General features: G+C 69.5%; 26 protein-coding genes. 5 read left to right on the forward strand and 21 right to left on the reverse strand.

Going from position 1 to position 16,962, the window contains the following annotated elements; all coding sequences use genetic code 11:
* The first annotated feature begins 52 nt into the window (after positions 1-52).
* Positions 53-751: a creatininase family protein gene (locus tag VJT49_RS32445; RefSeq protein WP_324168894.1), complete on the forward strand. Its 699-nt coding sequence runs from the start codon at positions 53-55 to the stop codon at positions 749-751.
* On the opposite strand, the gene VJT49_RS32450 is transcribed toward VJT49_RS32445, so the two are convergent.
* The 5 genes from VJT49_RS32450 to VJT49_RS32470 are packed head-to-tail and all read right to left on the reverse strand — an operon-like array spanning position 634 to position 4,947.
* Positions 634-1,659 carry a lysylphosphatidylglycerol synthase transmembrane domain-containing protein gene (locus VJT49_RS32450; protein ID WP_324168790.1) on the reverse strand — a complete coding sequence of 342 codons (1,026 nt, stop codon included), beginning with the start codon at positions 1,657-1,659 and terminating at the stop codon, positions 634-636. The genes VJT49_RS32445 and VJT49_RS32450 overlap by 118 nt on opposite strands.
* Complete coding sequence (locus VJT49_RS32455) at positions 1,656-2,483, reverse strand: class I SAM-dependent methyltransferase (RefSeq protein WP_324168895.1); 828 nt, start codon at positions 2,481-2,483, stop codon at positions 1,656-1,658. The genes VJT49_RS32450 and VJT49_RS32455 overlap by 4 nt, the downstream gene beginning before the upstream one ends.
* The gene (locus tag VJT49_RS32460) at positions 2,480-3,544 is read right to left on the reverse strand and encodes a glycosyltransferase family 4 protein (protein ID WP_324168791.1); all 1,065 of its coding nucleotides are present in this window, start codon (positions 3,542-3,544) and stop codon (positions 2,480-2,482) included. The genes VJT49_RS32455 and VJT49_RS32460 overlap by 4 nt, the downstream gene beginning before the upstream one ends.
* A complete protein-coding gene (locus VJT49_RS32465) occupies positions 3,522-3,932 on the reverse strand; it encodes a 6-carboxytetrahydropterin synthase (RefSeq protein WP_324168792.1) in 411 nt (136 codons plus the stop codon). Before VJT49_RS32465 ends, VJT49_RS32460 begins: the two co-directional genes overlap by 23 nt.
* Positions 3,933-3,975: 43 nt before the next feature.
* Positions 3,976-4,947, reverse strand: a complete 972-nt coding sequence (locus VJT49_RS32470) for a zinc-binding alcohol dehydrogenase (protein WP_324168793.1) — start codon at positions 4,945-4,947, stop codon at positions 3,976-3,978.
* On the opposite strand from VJT49_RS32470, the gene VJT49_RS32475 reads away from it, so the two are divergent.
* Entirely contained in the window at positions 4,946-5,716 is a 771-nt protein-coding gene (locus tag VJT49_RS32475; protein WP_324168794.1) for a CDP-alcohol phosphatidyltransferase family protein, read from the forward strand. The two genes, VJT49_RS32470 and VJT49_RS32475, sit on opposite strands and share 2 nt — an antisense overlap.
* A gap of 20 nt (positions 5,717-5,736) precedes the next feature.
* Here VJT49_RS32475 and tsaA read toward each other — a convergent pair whose 3' ends face one another.
* Together tsaA and VJT49_RS32485 are read right to left on the reverse strand one after the other, a co-directional pair.
* Entirely contained in the window at positions 5,737-6,153 is a 417-nt protein-coding gene (gene tsaA, locus VJT49_RS32480; RefSeq protein ID WP_324168795.1) for a tRNA (N6-threonylcarbamoyladenosine(37)-N6)-methyltransferase TrmO, read from the reverse strand.
* 24 nt (positions 6,154-6,177) lie between these two features.
* Positions 6,178-6,489 (reverse strand): hypothetical protein, encoded by a 312-nt coding sequence (locus VJT49_RS32485; RefSeq protein ID WP_324168796.1) that lies wholly within the window; start codon positions 6,487-6,489, stop codon positions 6,178-6,180.
* A gap of 107 nt (positions 6,490-6,596) precedes the next feature.
* Here VJT49_RS32485 and VJT49_RS32490 point away from each other — a divergent pair, with 107 nt between their 5' ends.
* Positions 6,597-6,971 carry a VOC family protein gene (locus VJT49_RS32490; RefSeq protein WP_324168797.1) on the forward strand — a complete coding sequence of 125 codons (375 nt, stop codon included), beginning with the start codon at positions 6,597-6,599 and terminating at the stop codon, positions 6,969-6,971.
* A gap of 10 nt (positions 6,972-6,981) precedes the next feature.
* On the opposite strand, the gene VJT49_RS32495 is transcribed toward VJT49_RS32490, so the two are convergent.
* The 10 genes from VJT49_RS32495 to VJT49_RS32540 are packed head-to-tail and all read right to left on the reverse strand — an operon-like array spanning position 6,982 to position 11,964.
* A complete protein-coding gene (locus VJT49_RS32495; RefSeq protein ID WP_324168798.1) occupies positions 6,982-7,263 on the reverse strand; it encodes a gas vesicle protein K in 282 nt (93 codons plus the stop codon).
* Positions 7,260-7,466: a gas vesicle protein gene (locus tag VJT49_RS32500; RefSeq protein ID WP_324168799.1), complete on the reverse strand. Its 207-nt coding sequence runs from the start codon at positions 7,464-7,466 to the stop codon at positions 7,260-7,262. The genes VJT49_RS32495 and VJT49_RS32500 overlap by 4 nt, the downstream gene beginning before the upstream one ends.
* Positions 7,463-8,242: a GvpL/GvpF family gas vesicle protein gene (locus VJT49_RS32505; RefSeq protein WP_324168800.1), complete on the reverse strand. Its 780-nt coding sequence runs from the start codon at positions 8,240-8,242 to the stop codon at positions 7,463-7,465. The genes VJT49_RS32500 and VJT49_RS32505 overlap by 4 nt, the downstream gene beginning before the upstream one ends.
* Positions 8,235-8,609 (reverse strand): gas vesicle protein, encoded by a 375-nt coding sequence (locus tag VJT49_RS32510; protein ID WP_324168801.1) that lies wholly within the window; start codon positions 8,607-8,609, stop codon positions 8,235-8,237. Before VJT49_RS32510 ends, VJT49_RS32505 begins: the two co-directional genes overlap by 8 nt.
* Position 8,610: 1 nt before the next feature.
* Complete coding sequence (gene gvpO / locus VJT49_RS32515; RefSeq protein WP_324168802.1) at positions 8,611-8,916, reverse strand: gas vesicle protein GvpO; 306 nt, start codon at positions 8,914-8,916, stop codon at positions 8,611-8,613.
* Between the two features lie 23 nt (positions 8,917-8,939).
* The gene (locus VJT49_RS32520; protein WP_324168803.1) at positions 8,940-9,176 is read right to left on the reverse strand and encodes a gas vesicle protein GvpG; all 237 of its coding nucleotides are present in this window, start codon (positions 9,174-9,176) and stop codon (positions 8,940-8,942) included.
* Position 9,177: 1 nt separating this feature from the next.
* Entirely contained in the window at positions 9,178-9,927 is a 750-nt protein-coding gene (locus tag VJT49_RS32525) for a GvpL/GvpF family gas vesicle protein (RefSeq protein WP_324168804.1), read from the reverse strand.
* A gap of 2 nt (positions 9,928-9,929) precedes the next feature.
* Entirely contained in the window at positions 9,930-10,328 is a 399-nt protein-coding gene (gene gvpJ / locus VJT49_RS32530; protein WP_324168805.1) for a gas vesicle protein GvpJ, read from the reverse strand.
* Positions 10,325-11,326, reverse strand: a complete 1,002-nt coding sequence (locus tag VJT49_RS32535) for an SRPBCC family protein (protein WP_324168806.1) — start codon at positions 11,324-11,326, stop codon at positions 10,325-10,327. The genes gvpJ and VJT49_RS32535 overlap by 4 nt, the downstream gene beginning before the upstream one ends.
* A 5-nt stretch (positions 11,327-11,331) precedes the next feature.
* Positions 11,332-11,964, reverse strand: coding sequence for a hypothetical protein (locus VJT49_RS32540; RefSeq protein ID WP_324168807.1), 633 nt, complete (start codon positions 11,962-11,964; stop codon positions 11,332-11,334).
* Positions 11,965-12,219: 255 nt separating this feature from the next.
* Between VJT49_RS32540 and VJT49_RS32545 the strand changes: the two genes are divergently transcribed.
* The gene (locus tag VJT49_RS32545) at positions 12,220-13,002 is read left to right on the forward strand and encodes a mechanosensitive ion channel family protein (RefSeq protein WP_324168808.1); all 783 of its coding nucleotides are present in this window, start codon (positions 12,220-12,222) and stop codon (positions 13,000-13,002) included.
* On the opposite strand, the gene VJT49_RS32550 is transcribed toward VJT49_RS32545, so the two are convergent.
* The 4 genes from VJT49_RS32550 to VJT49_RS32565 form a co-directional block, all read right to left on the reverse strand.
* Positions 12,897-13,622 (reverse strand): hypothetical protein, encoded by a 726-nt coding sequence (locus VJT49_RS32550; protein ID WP_324168809.1) that lies wholly within the window; start codon positions 13,620-13,622, stop codon positions 12,897-12,899. The genes VJT49_RS32545 and VJT49_RS32550 overlap by 106 nt on opposite strands.
* Complete coding sequence (locus VJT49_RS32555; protein ID WP_324168810.1) at positions 13,598-13,750, reverse strand: hypothetical protein; 153 nt, start codon at positions 13,748-13,750, stop codon at positions 13,598-13,600. Before VJT49_RS32555 ends, VJT49_RS32550 begins: the two co-directional genes overlap by 25 nt.
* 73 nt (positions 13,751-13,823) lie before the next feature.
* Positions 13,824-14,771: a sugar ABC transporter permease gene (locus VJT49_RS32560; RefSeq protein WP_324168811.1), complete on the reverse strand. Its 948-nt coding sequence runs from the start codon at positions 14,769-14,771 to the stop codon at positions 13,824-13,826.
* Complete coding sequence (locus tag VJT49_RS32565) at positions 14,768-15,193, reverse strand: hypothetical protein (protein ID WP_324168812.1); 426 nt, start codon at positions 15,191-15,193, stop codon at positions 14,768-14,770. The genes VJT49_RS32560 and VJT49_RS32565 overlap by 4 nt, the downstream gene beginning before the upstream one ends.
* An 891-nt stretch (positions 15,194-16,084) precedes the next feature.
* Between VJT49_RS32565 and VJT49_RS32570 the strand changes: the two genes are divergently transcribed.
* Positions 16,085-16,957, forward strand: coding sequence for an NAD-dependent protein deacetylase (locus tag VJT49_RS32570; protein WP_324168813.1), 873 nt, complete (start codon positions 16,085-16,087; stop codon positions 16,955-16,957).
* Positions 16,958-16,962: the final 5 nt, after the last annotated feature.

Consider the following 16,962-nt stretch of genomic DNA (forward strand, 5'->3'; position numbering starts at 1 on the left):
CCCCTCCCAGTCGTCCCGGTATACAGGAGGCGGTGGAGAAAGGCGGATGGCCATGAACTTGCTGCCCATGGACACGACGATCGACGTTAGGGAACGCGCGGCGGAGGTCGCCCTGCTGCCGGTTGGCAGTCTCGAACAGCACGGTCCGTTCCTCCCGCTGACCACTGACACCGTGATCGCCTGCACGATCGCGCGGGAGATCGCGGCCGCCTATCCGGTGCAGTTGCTCCCGCCGGTGACGATTTCGTGTTCCCACGAGCACGCCGCCTGGCCGGGGACGGTGAGCATCTCGGCGACGACGTTGTACGCGATTGTGCGTGACGTCGCCGATTCGCTGCGCCGGTCCGGGATCGGCAAACTGGTCCTGGTCAACGGCCACGGCGGCAACTACGTCCTGGCCAACGTGGTCCAGGAGTCCGGCGCCGCGCTGGCGCTGTTCCCCGACCTTCGGGACGTCCAGGATGCGCGAGCCGCCGCCAGGCTGGAGACCTCGATCGACAGTGACATGCACGGCGGTGAACTGGAGACGTCCATCCTGCTGCACGCCCATCCGGACCTGGTCCGGCCCGGCTACGACTCGGCCGACACGATTGCCGACGATCGTCGTCACCTCCTTACCCTTGGCATGGCCGCCTACACCGAATCCGGCGTGATCGGACGCCCGTCCCTGGCGACGGCGGCGAAGGGCAAGGACCTGCTGGCCAGCCTGGTCGAGGCCTTCGCCCAGTACCTGGACAGTTTCGAGTCCTGAACGCGCACGCGCCGCAGCAACAGCACCAGCGCGCCGGGCAGGCTCGCGACCAGCGTCAGCACCCCGTACACGACAGCCGTGGTGAGGCCGGGCGTCGCACCCAGCCCGGCGGCACCGAACGCGAGCGCCGAGAAGCCCTCGCGCGGTCCCCAGCCGCCGATGTTGATCGGCAGTCCCATCACGACCAGTGCCAGCACCATCAGGGGCAGCAGCTGCCCGACCGGTGCCGTCAGACCGGCGGCGCGGGCCGCGACGACGAACATCGCGACATGCCCCGCGATCGTCGCCGCCGACAGGAGCGCCACCACCGGCCAGGTGTCGCGGGAAAGCAGGCCGAGACGCCCGTCGGCGAGCGCGGTCGCCACGGCGCGGCGCCCCGCGGACGGACCCCACCGCTTCCACCCCGCGATCGCGACGGCGGCGGCCAGCACGATCCCGACCGCGATCAGGATGTCGCGGGCCGGCACGACCGCGGACACCAGTCCGGGGTCGGCCAGCAGCACCACGACCCCGATTACCAGCAAAACCACCTGTCCGGCGAGCCGTTCGAGCAACACGGCACGAACGCCGCGGCCAACATTCCCGGATTCCCGCCCGTGACTGACCGCGCGGTTGACGTCGCCGACCACGCCGGCCGGCAGCACCGCGTTGAGCAGCAAGGCCTGGTAGTAGTCCGATACGGCGGTGCCGAGGCCCAGTGGAAGGTCGAGCTTGCGCGCGACCAGGCACCATCGCCAGGCGCTGAGTACCGTGGTCAGCAGCCCGATCGCCAGGGCGGCGACTATCGCCGGCGTGTCGATGACGCGCAGGCCGGCGACGAACGCGCCGGTGCCGAGCCGCCAGACGAGCACGGCCAGGATCACCACCGCGACCAGCAACCGCAGCCACGGCCAGATCTTGCGCATCATGACTCTGGCCCGATCGCGAGCAGGTCGGTGTGGTGGACGACAACGCGCAGTTCGCTGTCATCCAGCCGGCGGCCGAGGTAGGCGTCGGCGTGCTCGGCGAGGCCTGGCTCCTGCTCGCAGGCAGCCGCGACCCAGCCCTTGAGCCATTCTGCGGTCAGCATCGCGTGGTCCGCGTCGAGCCGCCACGGGCTCGGCCCGGTCAGCACGGTCGCCCCTCGCCGCTCGAACGCTTCGACGGCGACCGAAACGGCCTCCGGGCCGAGCAGGTCGTCACGCCGCTGGTGTTCGTTGAAGGCCTCAGCGAACGAGGCATCGAGTGGTTCGGCCGGGCTGAACTCGACCTTTCCCGCCACCGACAGCGTGAACAGGGCCGGGCAGCCCGCCTCGACGCAGGCCACCGCGAGTGCGTCCATCTCCTCGGCGGTGAGCAGGTCGAGCAGCGCGGAGCAGGTCACCAGCGAAGTGCCGGCGAGATCCCCCGTGGTCAACCCGGTCAGGTCGCCTTGCCGTGTCTCGAAAGTCACGCGGCTTGTGTCGTCGGAAGCCGCTACGCCGGTCGCCACCCCGATCATCGCTGCCCTCGCGAGCAGTTCGGGGTCCCGGTCGTACAGAACCCAGTGCTGCGGTACCCGCAGCCGTTTCGAAAGCCATCGCCCCATTGATCCCGTGCCACAACCTAAGTCACGAATGACCACGGGGTTTTGGTTCAACGGGTCCTTCAGCAGGGTGGTGTTCAGCGGCTCGATCAGGCCCTCGGCGCGGGCGGCGGCGTCGACCGGCTCGCGCAGGGCGAGCCATTCCGGCGCGTATCCCCCGGTGCTCAGCTGGTTGTCCGTACCAATATGTTCGCCATGCGTCGCGCCGTCTCGTCCCACGCCGCCAGCATGCCACGGCGGAACCGGGCGGCAGTCCGTACTCGGCTCCGCAGCTCCCGATCGCTCAACCAGCGGTGCAGGCCGTCAGCGAGCGCCACGGGGTCATCTGGTGGAACCAGGATTCCGGGTAGTGAACCGTCGGGTGCCTGGCCGAGTGTGTCCGGCAAGGCCTGCACCGCGGTCGCGAGCACAGGGATTCCCCGTGCGAGTGCCTCGGTCACGACCATGCCGTAGGTCTCGGCGCGAGACGGCAGCACGACGAGGTCGGCCGCGGCATAGGAGTCCTCCAGCGGCCGGCCGGTCCGTGGGCCGGTAAGTGTGATCCTGCCCTCGATTCCGTGGCGCGCGATCAGTTCTCGCAACCGTTGGACGTAGTGAGGATCACGGCGCACCGGCCCGACGCACTCGCAGGACCAGGGCAGGCCGGCGAGCGTGGCGAGCGCTTGCACGAGGAGGTCCTGGCCCTTGCGTGGGGTGACGGAGGCGACACAAAGCAGCCGCGACGCGCCGTCCGTGCCGGGCGCGAGCGGAGCGGGGTCGCTACCTGGCGTGACGACGTGGATCCGGTCGCCGGGCAGCCCGTGCTGCCCGGCCAGCCGGTTCGCCGCCCACGGGCTGGTCGCGACGACCGCGGCCGCGGCGTGCAGGGTTTCGCGTTCGCGGGCGTCCAGATCGGCGGCGACATCCGGTTCGAGGCCCGTTTCGTCGGCCAGCGGCAGATGCACCAGTACCACCAGGCGCACCCGGCGCGCCTCGGGGACCATCACCTCCGGCACCCCGCACGCCACCAGCCCGTCGACCAGTACGGTCTCGCCGTCCGGCGCGGCCACGAGAATTTCCGCCAGGCGTGCGCAAGCGTTTGCGTCCGGTTGCGGCCACGCCCCGGGCACGGCGACCTCATGCACCGGCAAGCCCGCGGCGGCCAGGCCGCGGCTCACCCGGCGGTCGTAGAGGTTGCCGCCGCTGGGCACGGTGAGGTCGTCGACGTCACCGGGAAGGATGAAGATCACGTTCGTAGCTCGCCCACGCCACGTGCGACTCGTGCAGGGTGACCGCGATCCCGGCCAGCCCACGGGCGCCCTCACCGAGGGCACCCGCGTGCACCCGCCCGGCCAGCTGGTCGGCGATGAACTTGGCCAGGAACTCCGTCGAGGTGTTGACCCCCGCGAAAGCAGGCTCGTCGTCGAGGTTGCGGTAGTTGAGCCGGGCGAGCACCGCGCCAAGTTCCTTGGTGGCCAGCCCGATGTCGACGACGATGTTGTCCTCGTCGAGCTCGGCCCGGCGGAAGGTCGCGTCCACGACGAACGTGGCGCCGTGTAACCGCTGCGCCGGGCCGAAGACCTCGCCGCGGAAGCTGTGCGCCACCATCATGTGGTCCCGGACGGTGATGCTGAACAAAAGAAGGCCTCCCTGTTCGGTAAATCCTGGTTCTGGAAAAGATTCAGTAGACGATTCGGTGACACAGTGCCGGAATCTCGCCTTCGGCGAGCGCGGGCATCACCGACGGCAGTTCCCCGAACCGGCTCTCCCCGGTGATCAACGCTTCGAACGCGGGGTTCGCGAGCAGGTCGAGGGCCAGCGCGAGCCGGTCACCGAAGGTGCGCCGCGACCGCCTGGCCGGGGAGACCGAACCTACCTGGCTGCTTCGGACGGTGAGCCGCCGGGAATGGAACGACTCGCCCAGCGGCAGACAGACCTTGCGGTCCCCGTACCAGCTGAGCTCGATCACTTCGCCCTCGGGCGCGAGGAGTTCCAGCGCGCGGACGAGCCCGGCTTCGGTGGCGCTGGCGTGGATCACCAGGTCGCACTCCTCGGTGGCCCGCTCGGGTGTGGCGAAGCCGACTCCGAACGCCTCGGCGACGGCCGCCCGTGCGGGGTCCACGTCGACCAGTTCGACCTGGGCGCCCGGGAACCCGCCAAGCACGGCGGCGACGCTGCACCCGACCATGCCCGCCCCGATGACCGCGATCCGGTCCCCGACGAGCGGCGCCGCGTCCCACAGGGCGTTGACGGCGGTCTCCACCGTCCCGGCCAGCACCGCCCGGGACGCGGGTACCCCGTCCGGCACCACGGTCACCGCGTCGGCGGGCACGACGTAATGCGTCTGGTGTGGATAGAGGCAGAAGACGGTGCGGCCGAGCAGTCCGGGTGACCCCTGCTCGACCACGCCGACGTTGAGGTAGCCGTACTTCACCGGCCACGGGAACTCGCCTTCCTGGAAGGGCGCCCGCATCGCCCGGTACTGGTTTTCCGGCACTCCACCACGGAAAACGAGCGTCTCGGTCCCGCGGCTGACCCCCGAGAAAAGGGTGCGGACCAGCACGTCGCCGGGACCGGGGGCCGTCAGCTCCACGCTGCGGATCTCGCCCTCACCAGGGCCTTTGAACCAAAAGGCGGTAGCGGAACGTGTCATGGACAACCTCCGTTTCGCACCGGAAGGGTACGCGATCTTGAAGACGAACACCGTTTCCGCCGACCACGAGCTGGCCGCCGCCGCAGGTGCCCAGATGTTGTTGGTGTCCTTGCTCAACCCCGGTGTCGTGGGTTGGCTGACCGCCGTCGGCTACACCGTGGCGCTGGCGACCGTTCTCGCCTTCGCCCTGCGCCGCTGGGGAACTCACGTGCTGCGGCCGGCGGACCACGTGACGCTCGCCAGAGCCGTGCTCGTCGGCGGTGTCACGGTCCTCGTGGCCGAGCGGGCCCCGGAAGGCGTGGTCTTCGTCTCGATCGCCGCCGTGGCGCTGGCTCTGGACGCCGTCGACGGCCTGGTCGCCCGCCGTACCGGCACGGCTTCGCCGCTGGGCGCGCGGTTCGACATGGAGGTCGACGCGTTCCTGATCATGGTGCTCAGCGCGTACGTCTCGTTCTCCCTCGGCCCGTGGGTGCTGATGATCGGCGCCATGCGGTACGTCTTCGTCGCCGCTGCCTGGTTCGCGCCGTGGCTGCGATCGCCGCTGCCGCCGAGCATCGCCAGGAAGACCGTCGCGGCCTTGCAGGGCATCGTCCTGGTCGTCGCCGGACTCGACGCCGTGCCGCGGCCGGCCGCGGCCGCATTGACCGTGCTGGCGCTGGGTTCGCTCGTCTGGTCCTTCGGCCGCGACGTCTCGTGGCTGTGGCGCAACCGGTTTCCCGCCTACCTCGAGGCTTTGCCCGTCCCGGTGGCGGGCGAGGTCACCGGGTGAGGCCGGCCTTGCCGGAACCGTCACCGTTCGTGGACCGCGCCCAGGACCGGTTTCACGTCGAGGATGGGCGTGCCGTCGATCGCCTCGAGATCGCGGACGACGATCGCGCCCTCTTCGACGGCCGTGATGGTGACCGCGTGCAGGCCGATCGGGTTCGGGCGGTCCGGCGACCGGGTCGAGAACACGCCCTGCCTCGGCCGGTTCGTGTCCCCGCGCGGGTGGACCGAAAGCACGTCGCGGCGGCCCTGGTGCAGCCAGGTCAGCACCAGCACTTCGTCCCCGGTCCGCAGGTCGGCCGCCGCCTCGCGGAGATCGGGCCGGAAGACGACGCGCGCGGGCGGCGCCCCTTCGTCGCCCTGCTTCGGGGCGGTCTCACGGTCGGTCAGCGGCGACGTCACCCAACCGACCGGACGCAGCTCGTAGGTCGCCTCGGGCATTCGGTCTCCCTTCCACGGCGATGATCAGGAGACCAGTATCCGCGGCGACAGCGTCTTGAGCACCGCGTTGGTCCATTTCGGCTGCCGCGGGGTCCGCGGATGGCAGCGTTGCGCGAGCGCGCCCAGACCGGCGTCTTTCGCGGCCTGGGCGCCCGGGGCGAGCAGTTCCCAGTCGACCGAAACCCCCGCGGCCCTGCGGTGTAACCGGCGCAGATCGGCGAGCAGCAGCTGGCCCGGCTCGCGGCGGCGGACGGTGAGCCCGCTGACCGCCGCGTGATGGGCTAGATTGATCGCGTGATTACCGGGACGGCGCACAGCCACGCACGGATCGGTCACCCGGTAGAGCGTTGAGCTCTCGGGCGGGTCATGGACCCGCGTCCTCCTTCCACCCCGGACCTGCGGCCTTCCGTCGCGCCTTCTTTCCCCTGACCAAGGAGAAAATCATGACCGTCACGTTCAACCACACCATCATCGCGTCGAAGAACCGGCACGAATCGGCGGAGTTCTTCCGTGAGCTTTTCGAGCTCGCCGAAGCGCCGTCGTGGGGAGTGTTCACCAACCTCCAGCTCGATGACGGCGTGCTCCTGCAGTTCGCGGAGCCCCCGGTCGAGATCCAGATGCAGCACTACGCGTTCCTGGTGGACGACGAGCTCTTCGACCGCGCGTATGCCCGGATCCGCGGAGCGGGTATCGAGCACTGGGCCGACCCGCGGATGAAACGTCCCGGCGAGACGAACACCGAACACGGTGGCCGTGGCGTCTATTTCAAGGATCCGTCCGGTCACGCGATCGAGATGATCACCAGGCCCTATCTGTAGCCGTGGCCGGTCACCGCTCCGGGAGCAGGGTGCCGAGCGGGCCGAGGTCGATGTTGAGATCCTCCGGCGTCAGGCCGAAATGGTCGCACAGCTCCCGCATCCGCTCCTCGAGGCGCATGAGGGTCAGGCCGATGGCCTCGATCTGTTCGTCGGTGAGGTCGCCGTGCTCCACCCGGCGCAGTGCCTGTTTCTCCATGAGCTGGCGCAGCAGTTCCACAATGGTCAGCACCAGGCTCACCAGGCTGCGTTCCGCGGTTTCCGGGTCGGCGTTGATACGCGGGTTCTCTGTCATGATCTTGGCTCCAGCGCGGTGACCGAGGCCAGCAGCGAGCGCAGGGAGATACGCACCAGGTCGACGTCGGCGATCGACAGCGTGATCTCACCGGTGATCACGACCCCGCCGCCGAGCACCCGGTCGAGCAGGTCGACCAGCGCGATCGGCCGGTCCGGTTCGGATAGTGGCACCGGTTCGGACAGTGGCACCGGTTCGCTCATGGTGCCGGTTCCTCCAGTGAGGAGAACGAATACGGCGGCCACGGGCCGGTGAGTTGCAGCTGGATGGCCGCGTGCCCGCCGTCCTGTTCCGCGACCGCGCGGGTGAATTCGCGGGTCGCCTCGTCGTCGACCAGGTAGGCGGCGTTGAGGATCATCGGCTTGGCGTTCCCGGACAGCCGCGGGCTCTGCGGCCGGTGCCGCCGCGCCTCGACGGCGAGCGCGGACAGCGCCGAGTGGATCTTTTCGGCCTGTTCGACGGCGAACCGTTCTTCCCGGTCGCGGGCGGCGAGTTCGGTCCGCCGCCGTTGCAGGTAGGCCGCACCCGGCCGGGTGCCACCGCCGGCCGCGGCGACTTCCGGTTCGCGCAGGCGCGCGGGATCGAAAACCACCTTGACCCCCCACTCCGTCCGCCCGGCCACCCGGTCCAGCACCCGCGCGAAGTCGTCTTTCCGGTGTTGGAGGACGAGCCGGACGCGCTCGTCGTCGAGGTAGACCGTGGCCAGGCGCAGCGGCACGGCGGGTCCTGCCCGTGACACGGCGTCCACCACCGCGTCGTGGGCCCGCGCCACCGCGCCGAGCCAGTCGAGGTCTTCGAAATTCCGGCGCAGCGCCTCGTCGCCGAACGAGCTCAGCGGCACCGAACCGGCGACGGCGACCAGCCCGGACTCCTCGATCGCATGCAGTGGCTCGCCGGCGACTCCCGTCAGGCGCTCGGAAAAGGTCGCACCCGCTTGGCGGGTGACGGCGTAGAGCCAGCTGCCGTAGTGCTCAGTCATGGGGGCCTTCCCCGAGTTCGCGCTGCGCCGCGCCGCGCCCTTCCAGCTCGGCGACGCGAGCCCGCAGCTCCCGGTTCTCGATCTCCAACTGGTTGTCGCCCTCGATATCGCGGCCGGTCAGCCAGGGATCGCGGGTCCACCAGTCGATCCCGACCTCCCGCGCGGTCTCCAGCGAGGCGATGACCAGACGCAGCTTGATGGTCAGCAGTTCGATGTCGAGCAGATTCACCCTGATGTCCCCGGCGATCACGATGCCCTTGTCCAGCACGCGCTCGAGGATGTCGCCGAGGTTGGCCGGCTGGTGGTCGCCGCCGGTGTTCAACGAGCTGCCCTGCCCGACCACGACGGGGCGTGAAGAGCTGGTCATCTCACCGCGCTCCACGTCCGTACCGTCGTGTCCGGCGATAGGCGAGCAAGGTGCCGTCGAAACCCAACTCCACCTCGTACAGCGCCAGCATGTCCGATGAGGACGGGATCCGCCGTTCTTCGAGCACTTCGATTTCGACCAGCCAGCCGTCCTCGATCGGTTCCACCGAGGTGACACCGTTGAGCGGCTTCGTGGTCAGCCCGGACAGGACGTCCAGCGCCTTGGACGCGATGGAGACCGCCGAAAGCTCCTCCTCGCCGTCCGGTGCCGACGGCTCGACGTCGCGCCGGGATTTGGCCGCGGCCACAGGCGATCATCCTTCCTTGGTGCTCACAGGCCCGCCGTGGACCCGATCATGCGGTCAAGAACCTGTTGCTGTGCTTCGGCTTCCTCCTCGGCGGTGATCTCCCCGGCCTCCCGTGCCCGCTCGATCGCCTCCAGCCGGCGCCGGGCGGAGGCCGGGTCGTGCAGTTCCTCCTCCACCCGCCGCTGGATCAGTTCGCCGAGCGAGACGACCAGCTTCACGGGCGCGAACGGAAGCCCGAGTACGGCGGTGACCAGTCCCATTTCATTGCTCCCCGCTCTGACCGACGACGAAGTCGTAGGGCGCCAGCGGGCCGAGCAGCCGCAGCTTCACCCGGCCTTCCCAGGCCCGCGCCAGCTCACCGACCGAGCTCTCGAGGTCGGCCTGCTTCGCGGTCTCGGACAGGCACGCGATGTGCACGGCGTCCTCCTCGTGCGTGGGTTCCCGCACATTCAGCAGCACGCCGTGGCGGGTGAGCACGTCGGCCACGGCCTGGGTGTCGGCCTGCCGTTTCGCCTCGATCGCGTTGTTGATCTGCTCGCCCAGCGCGATCCGCTCGTTGCGGGTGGCGTCATCGGGCTTGCCCTGGATCGCCTGCCGCAGTTGGACCACCTGCTCGTTCTCGGCGAGGATTTCGCTCAGGATCGCGGCTTCGTCATACCGGCCTTTGATCACGTATTGCGCCTTGCCCTCCAGTTCGGCGATCGCGGCGGCGAACTCGTCGTGGTGCGCGGACAGCAGTTCGTCGACCACGGCCTGCTCGTCGGCCAGCGCCGCGCCGAATCGCAGGGGCAGCACCGGTACCTCGGCCGCGGCCCCGTCCAGCAGTGCCGCGTGCGCGGTGAGGTCCTCGGGCCTGCCCAGCGGCCCCTCGCCCGTGAGGGGGCTGACGAGCGCGGCGATCTCGCCCTGCCGGACGACGTGCACCCCGGCGTCCCGTACGCCACGCGCATCGGGGTCGGTTTCCACGTCGGCGGGCACAATGCCGTACACGTAGACAGCGGTCTCCGGCATCTTCAGTCGCCTCCCTGTCGCCGGCGCCGGGCCTGCTCGCCCTCGGTCAGGGTCTCGCCGAGGAAGTCGCGCAGCTTGTCGCCGGCGGCCTCCAGCGCGCCCTTGGCCTTGTGCCGGGCGCCACCCCGCTGCACGTCCTCGATCAGGCCGGGCAGCCCCTTGGGCTCGGTCTGCGAGATTTCGAGCCGGTTCGCGGCCTCGGCGAACCGCAGGTAGGTGTCGACGCTGGCGACCACCACGCGGGCGTCGATCGTCAGCAACTCGATGCCGACCAGTGAAACGCGGACATAGGCGTCGATCACGAGGCCCTTGTCCAGGATGGTGTCGATCACGTCGGCCAGGCCGCTCGCGCTCGGCCTGCCCAGCGCGCCACCGCCGGCCGGCTGGATCGCGGTGGTCATCGGCTTTCTCCTTCCCTGGCCCCGGCTTGGGCGGGTTCGCGCTCACGCCGCGGTTCGGGCACTTCTTCCTCGTACTCGCCTTCGAATTCCTCTTCGGGCTCTTCCTCGCCGCGGGAGACGACCTTTGCGTCGTGGATCTCGCCGCGCCAGCCTTCGATCTCGTCCGGCTGCAGGATCGCGTGCACCATCATGTGCCGCCGGAAATGCTTGAGTTCCAGGCGGGCCCGGCGGCCCTGCGCCCGCCAGAGGTTTCCGGTGTGCTCGAAGAAGCCCTTGGGGTAGTACTCGAGCACGACGGCGACGCGGGTCATGTTCGGCGACATCTCATGGAAGGTGACCGAACCGTCGACATGGCCCTTGTCCGCTTTGGACCGCCACACGATGTGGTCATCCGGAACCTGGTCCAGAATCGTCGCCTCCCAGGTCCGGCGCGACCAGAAGATCTTCGCCGTCCAGCGCACCGTCTCGTCGCTGATCTGGCCGACGTCCTCGACCTTCTTCATGAAGCTGGGGAAGTCGGTGAACCGGGTCCACTGGTCGTAAACCAGATCGATGGGCAGGCCGATGTCGACGGTCTCGACTATGTTGGTCATCTTGACCTTGCCCTTGCCGCCACCCTTTCCGCCGAAGAGGCCCTTCAGCCCTTCCGTGATCCCCTCGGTGGCACCGGAGAAACCGCCTTTCAGCGCGCCGAGGATCGCCTTCCGTTTGATCTTCGATCCGCCTTCGTCTCCGGTGATGGCCTTGACCAGGCCACCCACACCGCCGGATTCGGCGTACTCGGTCAGCCGTCCGGTGGCCGAGGTGAGTTTTCCGGCCAGCGAAGTGGCCGCCCTGGTCGTGAGCGTTCCGGCGAGCTTGCGCAGGGACTCGTTCAACTGGTTCGACGGGGTCAGGTCCGGCAACTTCTCGGTGACCTTCCCGGCCAGGTCGGGCGCCACCTCTTCGGCCTTCTGCTGCACCGCCCCGGCCACCTTCTGTGCCTGCTTGGCGACCATCGGGTTCACCTCCTGGTGCGCCGCACCGGCATCCGGGCGGCACCCGCACGCGCCCGCGCGGCCGTTCGCCGCGTCGGCGACTCCTCATCGGATTCCTCCGGACTCCTGCGCCGGGCCGCCGTCCGGGCGGGGGTGCGCCGATGGGTGGCGGGACCCCGCGGTTCTTCGGTTTTCTCCGGCTGTTCTTCCTCATCGGCCTCGCCGCGAGTCGCTTCGGCCTCGGGCTCTTCTTGCTCACCGGAGGCTTTCTCCCGGGACTCTTCTTTCTCCTGGGGCTCTTCTTCCTCCCCCGCCTCCGCTCGGCCGCTTTCGGCTTCCTCGGGCGGCTTCTTGCCCTCGCCCGGCTTCAGGCCGCCACCGGCCTGAAGCCGGTCGTTCAACGCGTCGATGCGGCTGCTGGCCGCCGTCGCCGCCGCGGCCTTGGCCGCGTTCAGCAGCTCGCCGCGCGCCGTATCGGTGAGCTTGCCCAGTTCTCCGGCCCCGCCAAGCTGTTTCAAACCCCGCTGCAGCAGATCCCGCGGCGAAATGGCCCTGGTGGCGCCCGCGGCGGCGATCGACAACGCCAGCCGCATCTTGCGGGTCCGTCCCAGCAGGTAACCGATCCCGACTCCGAGCGCGATCCGCCCTCCACCCTTCATGGCTTTTTTCCTCCTGACGCAGGAACTTCCGGCCAACTCCGGTGTGCAGGTCGTACCCGTGGAGCGAAACGGCGAAACCGGCTGGCGCGACGAAAAGTGATCCCGAAAACCCTGTCACAGCAAGGAAAGATTCACCGAAAAATGAAAAATCTTCTTTGGACTGTCCTAAGCGAATAGTCCGTTTCGGCCCGGAGGGCGGCGGGTACGCAGCCGGGTGACATCGCGGCCCTGGTCGCCTGAAGGGATGTGAGACCGGTGAATATCACCCAATCATTGAACGACGCGCTCCGGATGGTGATCACCTTCCTGCCGAAGCTCGCCGTGTTCCTGCTGATCCTGGCCATCGGCTGGCTGGTCGCCTTCGCGCTGCGCAAGCTGGTCAAGGTCGTTCTGCAACGGCTCCACTTCGACCGCGCGGTGGAACGCGGCGGAATCAAGCGGGCACTCGAACCGTCCAAGTACGACGCCAGCGGGCTGGTGGCGGCGCTGGTTTACTACGCGGTGCTGCTGATCACCCTGCAGATGGCCTTCGGCGTGTTCGGCCCCAACCCGATCAGCACGGTCCTCGCCGCGATCGTCGCCTGGCTGCCGAGGGCGATCGTCGCCGTCGTCATCGTGGTGATCGCGGCTGCGGTGGCGAACGCGTTGTACGACCTGGTCAACGGCGGCATGCGGGGAACGAGCTTCGGCCCGCTGGTGGCGCGGCTGGTCCAGGTGGTCGTCATCGGATTCGGCGTGGTCGCCGCGCTGGACCAGATCGGGGTCGCCACGGCGGTGACGGGCCCGGTGCTGATCGCCTTGCTGGCCTCGGTGGCCGGGGTGATCGTGATCGGGGTGGGCGGCGGCCTGCTGCGTCCCATGCAGGATCGCTGGGACCGCTGGCTGTCTCGTGCCGAACGCGAGCTCCCCGGCGCGCGGGCTCGCGACGAGGCCTACGAACGTGGCCGCGAGGACGCGCTGCGCCAACAGGAACAGCGCGCCCAACAGCCGGCCGCTTCCGCCTCCACGACCACGCCCCCACGCGACCGCACCCCCTGAATCGCGTGGACGCCAGCCGTCGGAGGTGGCGCGGAACTCGCACACAGCGAAAGCGGACACGCGCGCGGCCGTGGAACTCGCGGGCGCGAAGGTGGGACTCGCGGGTTACCAGCGGGGACGGCGGGATTCGTAGGCCGGGTCGAAGCGGCGCATGTAGCCGGTGTCGTCGCCGCGGCGGCGGAGGCCGCAGCGCAGAACTCGCTCAGCACGAAGATCGAGAAGCCCCACGCGCCCAGCGGCAGGATCATGCCGAGCATGGTGCCCTTGAGACTGATGTTCAGCACCGGCAGGTCGCCCATCACCAGCGACAGCGGGATGGCGATGACCTCCTCGGGCAGCATCATCGTCGCCAGGATCACCACCAGGACCACGGCCTGGCCGCGGAACCTCTTGCGTGCCAGCGCGTAGGCGGCGAACACGCTGACCGTCACCTGCAGCAGCAGCGCGCCACCGGCGACGATCAGCGAGGTCGCGAGATACCGCCAGATACCGCGCTGACCGGCGACCTCGAAGTTGCCGGCGGTCGGGCGGCGCGGGAGCATCGACAGCTGGGTCGGGTCGGTGCTCATGTCGAAGGCGCCGGAGAGGATCGTGATCAACGGGCCGGTGAAGACCAGCACACCACGACGCAGAGCACGATGCGCGCGGTCTGGCCGGCCAAGGCGCCGCCACCGGTCCGCCAGCCGAGTGCGGTGTCGAAACGCTGGCCGCTCGTGGCCCGCCGCCTGCGGGAAACAGCCGCGGTCACGCTTGCTCCTCCGCCAGTTCGCGCTCGATCGCGATCGTGCCGGCTTGACAGCCGCCGCTTGCCCCGCGGGGTTTCATGCCAGATCCTTTCTTCGCCGATAGATCCGGATGGCGACCGTCAGCGCCAGCGTGGCCAGGAACAGCAGCACCGACGCGGCACTGGCCACGCCGATGTCGTTGCCGCTTTCGAAGCCCACCGTGAACACCCGGGTCATCCACACCTCGGTCGCGCCCGCCGGACCGCCGCCGGTCAGCACGAAGACCTCGGTGAACGTCCGCAGCCCGCGGATGGCGGCGAGCGTCAGCAGGATCGTGATCACCGGGCGCAGCGCGGGCAGCGTGATCGGCCGCAGCCGCTGCCCGGTCGACGCGCCGTCGATCGCGGCCGCCTCGTACAGCTGCCGGTCGACCCCGGCCAGCCCGGCCAGGATGATCACCATGTCGTAGGGGGCGCCCTTCCAGATGTCCACGAGCATGACCGACCAGAGGGCGGTCCCCGAATCGTCGAGGAAGGGGAACGGGCCGAGCCCGGCATAGCCGAGGATCGTGTTGAGGAACCCCTGCCTGCCCGAGAACATCAGCAGCCGCCAGATCTGCCCGACCACCGCGGTCGCGGTGACCACGGGGAGGAAGACCGCCGAGCGCACGAACCACAGCGACCGCGCGTGGCCTTCCAGCAGCAGCGCGAGCAGGAAACCGACCAGCATCGAGCCCAGCGTCTGGCCGGCCGCCAGCACCACGGTGTGCTGCAGCGCCGAGGAGAACAGCGGATCGCTCAGCACGGTCCGGTAGTTGTCCAGGCCGACCCAGAGGTTGCCGAGGAACGGCCGGACCTGGAACAGGCTCAGCTCGATCCCGTCGACCATCGGGACGAACTTGGACATCAGGAACAGCAGCAGGCGCCGGTTCAGGCGGAGCAGGCCGAGCCGGAAGCGGCCGGGGCCCGCGCCGCCGGGTGGTTCCGGCGGCTCGGGGCCGCCGGGACCACCCGGTTCCGCGACCGGTGCGGACACCCAGGTCACTGGGCGATTCCTTCCTTGGCCAGATCGTTCTTCAAGGTGCCGGCCAGGGTGTCGAGCGAGCCCTGCACGTCGGTGCCGCAGCTGGAGAACAGCTTGTTGAGCCCCGCGGCGGTGTCCTGCCGGAAGGGCTGGAAGTCGGGCACGTTCGGGAACGGCCTGGAGCTGTCGGCGTAGTTGTCGGCGAACGTCTGCCAGCGCGGGTCGTCGTAGGTCGTCGAGACGTTCACGGTCTTGTTGACCGGCAGCCGGACCGCCGGTGTCGCGGTGCCGGTCGCCTTGGTGCCGAGCGCCTGCGCGTCCGCCGTGATCAGGAACTCGGCCAGCTTCTTCTGGGCGTCCTGGCGCGCCGAGCCTGCCATCAGGTAGGTGGTGGTGCCTTCGGCGAGCACGGTGTCGTCGACCGGCCCGCGCGGGGTCGGCACGACTTCGTACTTGTCCTTGCCCAGATTCGTTCACATATGTGAATATGAGTCGCTCTTGTGAAAGTTCGTGGTGGACTTTAGAAATCGCGCGACAACGATGTCAAGAGATCACCGTTGCCGCAGGTCGCCGTCCCGTGCCGGGATACGTAGCGGGATGGGTATGGCTACGGGTGCCACCGCCCGCGTGCTGGATCAGTCTGGAAGGGCCAAGGTTCCAGCCACACGAGGGGCAGCCATGCTGAAGGTCGACTCGCCACCGCAGCCGTGTCACCGGTGCCACCGTCCGGTCGTGCTCGCCGGGTTGAACGGGGGCAGGCAATGGGTGCACCTGGGTACCTTGCGCGCGCAGTGCGGGCCGCCGAACTGGGTTCGGGCCGCCTGAGGAGAGCGAGCTGTGGGTGGAAAGTGTTGCCCCGACAACACTTTCCACCCACGGCCTGCCCACCCGGCCCCCGCCGGGGTGGGCACGGGCGACACTCCCCTGTCGGCGGGGATCGCCGTCCGCTCGCTTGTTTCAGCGCCACCTTGTCTTTCGGCGTCACACCACCTCGGCAGGCGCGGGCGGCGGTCCCTCGCTGGGGGGAGGGCAGTGGGACCGCCACCCGCTCACCTAGGTCAGCGCCGGCACGGCCGTTCGTGTCACACCCCGTTACCGAGAATGTCGGTGACCGGTGCGAACCCGTGTTCGTGACGACCGAAAGACCGATCCCGCACGCCGATCTCGACGCGTTCTACGCGTTCTACGCGTCGGTCGAGCAACGGGAGAGCGAACCACGCTCGACAGCCCGCGGGAGAGGTTCGGCTCCTGCGCCGTCACCCGCGCCACGTTGCTCGGGCGCGACGACGGCCCAACGGTGCCACTGCTGCCCGATTGATCGGTACCCTGCGGGTGTGCGGACGCGACCGACCCTGACCTGGACGGTCACGGCTGCGCCCGTACCGGCGACGACCAGCCTGGACGAACTCGCGCGCGCGGTCACCGGGCGTGGGGTGGTGGTCCTGAGCGGGGCCGGGCTGTCGACCGAGTCCGGGATTCCCGACTATCGCGGCGCGTCGGGCACGCTCCGCAGGCACACGCCGATGACCTACCAGGAGTTCGCCGGCAGCGAAGCGGCTCGCCGCCGGTACTGGGCCCGCAGCCACCTCGGCTGGCGCACCGTCGCGCGAGCCGAGCCGAACGACGGGCACCGGGCGGTCACCGAGTTGCGCGCGCGTGGCTACTTGTCCGGCGTGATCACGCAAAACGTCGACGGGTTGCACCAGGCGGCCGGTACGCCCGGCGTGGTGGAACTGCACGGCAGCTTGGATCGCGTCGTGTGCCTGGACTGTGGGCGGACGACTTCGCGCGAAGCCCTCGACGATCAGCTGCGCGCGGCGAACCCCGGATTCGCGGGCGTAGCGGCCCGGGTCAACCCGGACGGCGACGTCGAACTCGCCGACGAGGTCGTGCGCGAGTTCCAGTTGGTCGCCTGCGCCGGGTGCTCGGGCCGCCTCAAACCGGACGTGGTGTTCTTCGGCGAGAATGTGCCTCCACCGCGCGTGCGCCGCTGCTACCGGCTGGTCGAAGCCGCGAGCGCGATGCTCGTGCTCGGCTCGTCGCTGGCCGTCATGTCGGGCCTGCGGTTCGTGCGGTCCGCGGCCAGGGCGGGCAAGCCGGTCCTGATCGTCAACCAGGGCGAAACACGCGGCGACCCGCACGCGGCCGTCCGTGTCGACCTCCCCCTGGGCCGCGCCCTCACCGAACTCGCGAACCGCCTCCCGTAGCTCCG

Origin of the sequence: Amycolatopsis sp. (assembly GCF_035276945.1) — a bacterium.
In the GTDB taxonomy this organism is placed as follows: domain Bacteria; phylum Actinomycetota; class Actinomycetes; order Mycobacteriales; family Pseudonocardiaceae; genus Amycolatopsis_E.

Excerpts from the sequence above, each read along its gene's own strand:
- gvpJ (WP_324168805.1), bottom strand. The coding sequence starts at position 10,328 with ATGACCACCGCGATCCAGCCGGCCGGCGGTGGCGCGCTGGGCAGGCCG.
- VJT49_RS32445 (WP_324168894.1), top strand. The coding sequence starts at position 53 with ATGAACTTGCTGCCCATGGACACGACGATCGACGTTAGGGAACGCGCG.
- VJT49_RS32520 (WP_324168803.1), bottom strand. The coding sequence starts at position 9,176 with ATGGGACTGGTCACCGCCGTACTCGGGCTTCCGTTCGCGCCCGTGAAG.
- VJT49_RS32500 (WP_324168799.1), bottom strand. The coding sequence starts at position 7,466 with ATGAGCGAACCGGTGCCACTGTCCGAACCGGTGCCACTATCCGAACCG.
- tsaA (WP_324168795.1), bottom strand. The coding sequence starts at position 6,153 with ATGCCCGAGGCGACCTACGAGCTGCGTCCGGTCGGTTGGGTGACGTCG.
- VJT49_RS32490 (WP_324168797.1), top strand. The coding sequence starts at position 6,597 with ATGACCGTCACGTTCAACCACACCATCATCGCGTCGAAGAACCGGCAC.
- VJT49_RS32475 (WP_324168794.1), top strand. The coding sequence starts at position 4,946 with ATGGACAACCTCCGTTTCGCACCGGAAGGGTACGCGATCTTGAAGACG.
- VJT49_RS32470 (WP_324168793.1), bottom strand. The coding sequence starts at position 4,947 with ATGACACGTTCCGCTACCGCCTTTTGGTTCAAAGGCCCTGGTGAGGGC.
- VJT49_RS32525 (WP_324168804.1), bottom strand. The coding sequence starts at position 9,927 with ATGCCGGAGACCGCTGTCTACGTGTACGGCATTGTGCCCGCCGACGTG.
- VJT49_RS32540 (WP_324168807.1), bottom strand. The coding sequence starts at position 11,964 with ATGAAGGGTGGAGGGCGGATCGCGCTCGGAGTCGGGATCGGTTACCTG.
- VJT49_RS32510 (WP_324168801.1), bottom strand. The coding sequence starts at position 8,609 with ATGACCAGCTCTTCACGCCCCGTCGTGGTCGGGCAGGGCAGCTCGTTG.
- VJT49_RS32495 (WP_324168798.1), bottom strand. The coding sequence starts at position 7,263 with ATGACAGAGAACCCGCGTATCAACGCCGACCCGGAAACCGCGGAACGC.
- VJT49_RS32535 (WP_324168806.1), bottom strand. The coding sequence starts at position 11,326 with ATGGTCGCCAAGCAGGCACAGAAGGTGGCCGGGGCGGTGCAGCAGAAG.
- VJT49_RS32450 (WP_324168790.1), bottom strand. The coding sequence starts at position 1,659 with ATGATGCGCAAGATCTGGCCGTGGCTGCGGTTGCTGGTCGCGGTGGTG.
- VJT49_RS32505 (WP_324168800.1), bottom strand. The coding sequence starts at position 8,242 with ATGACTGAGCACTACGGCAGCTGGCTCTACGCCGTCACCCGCCAAGCG.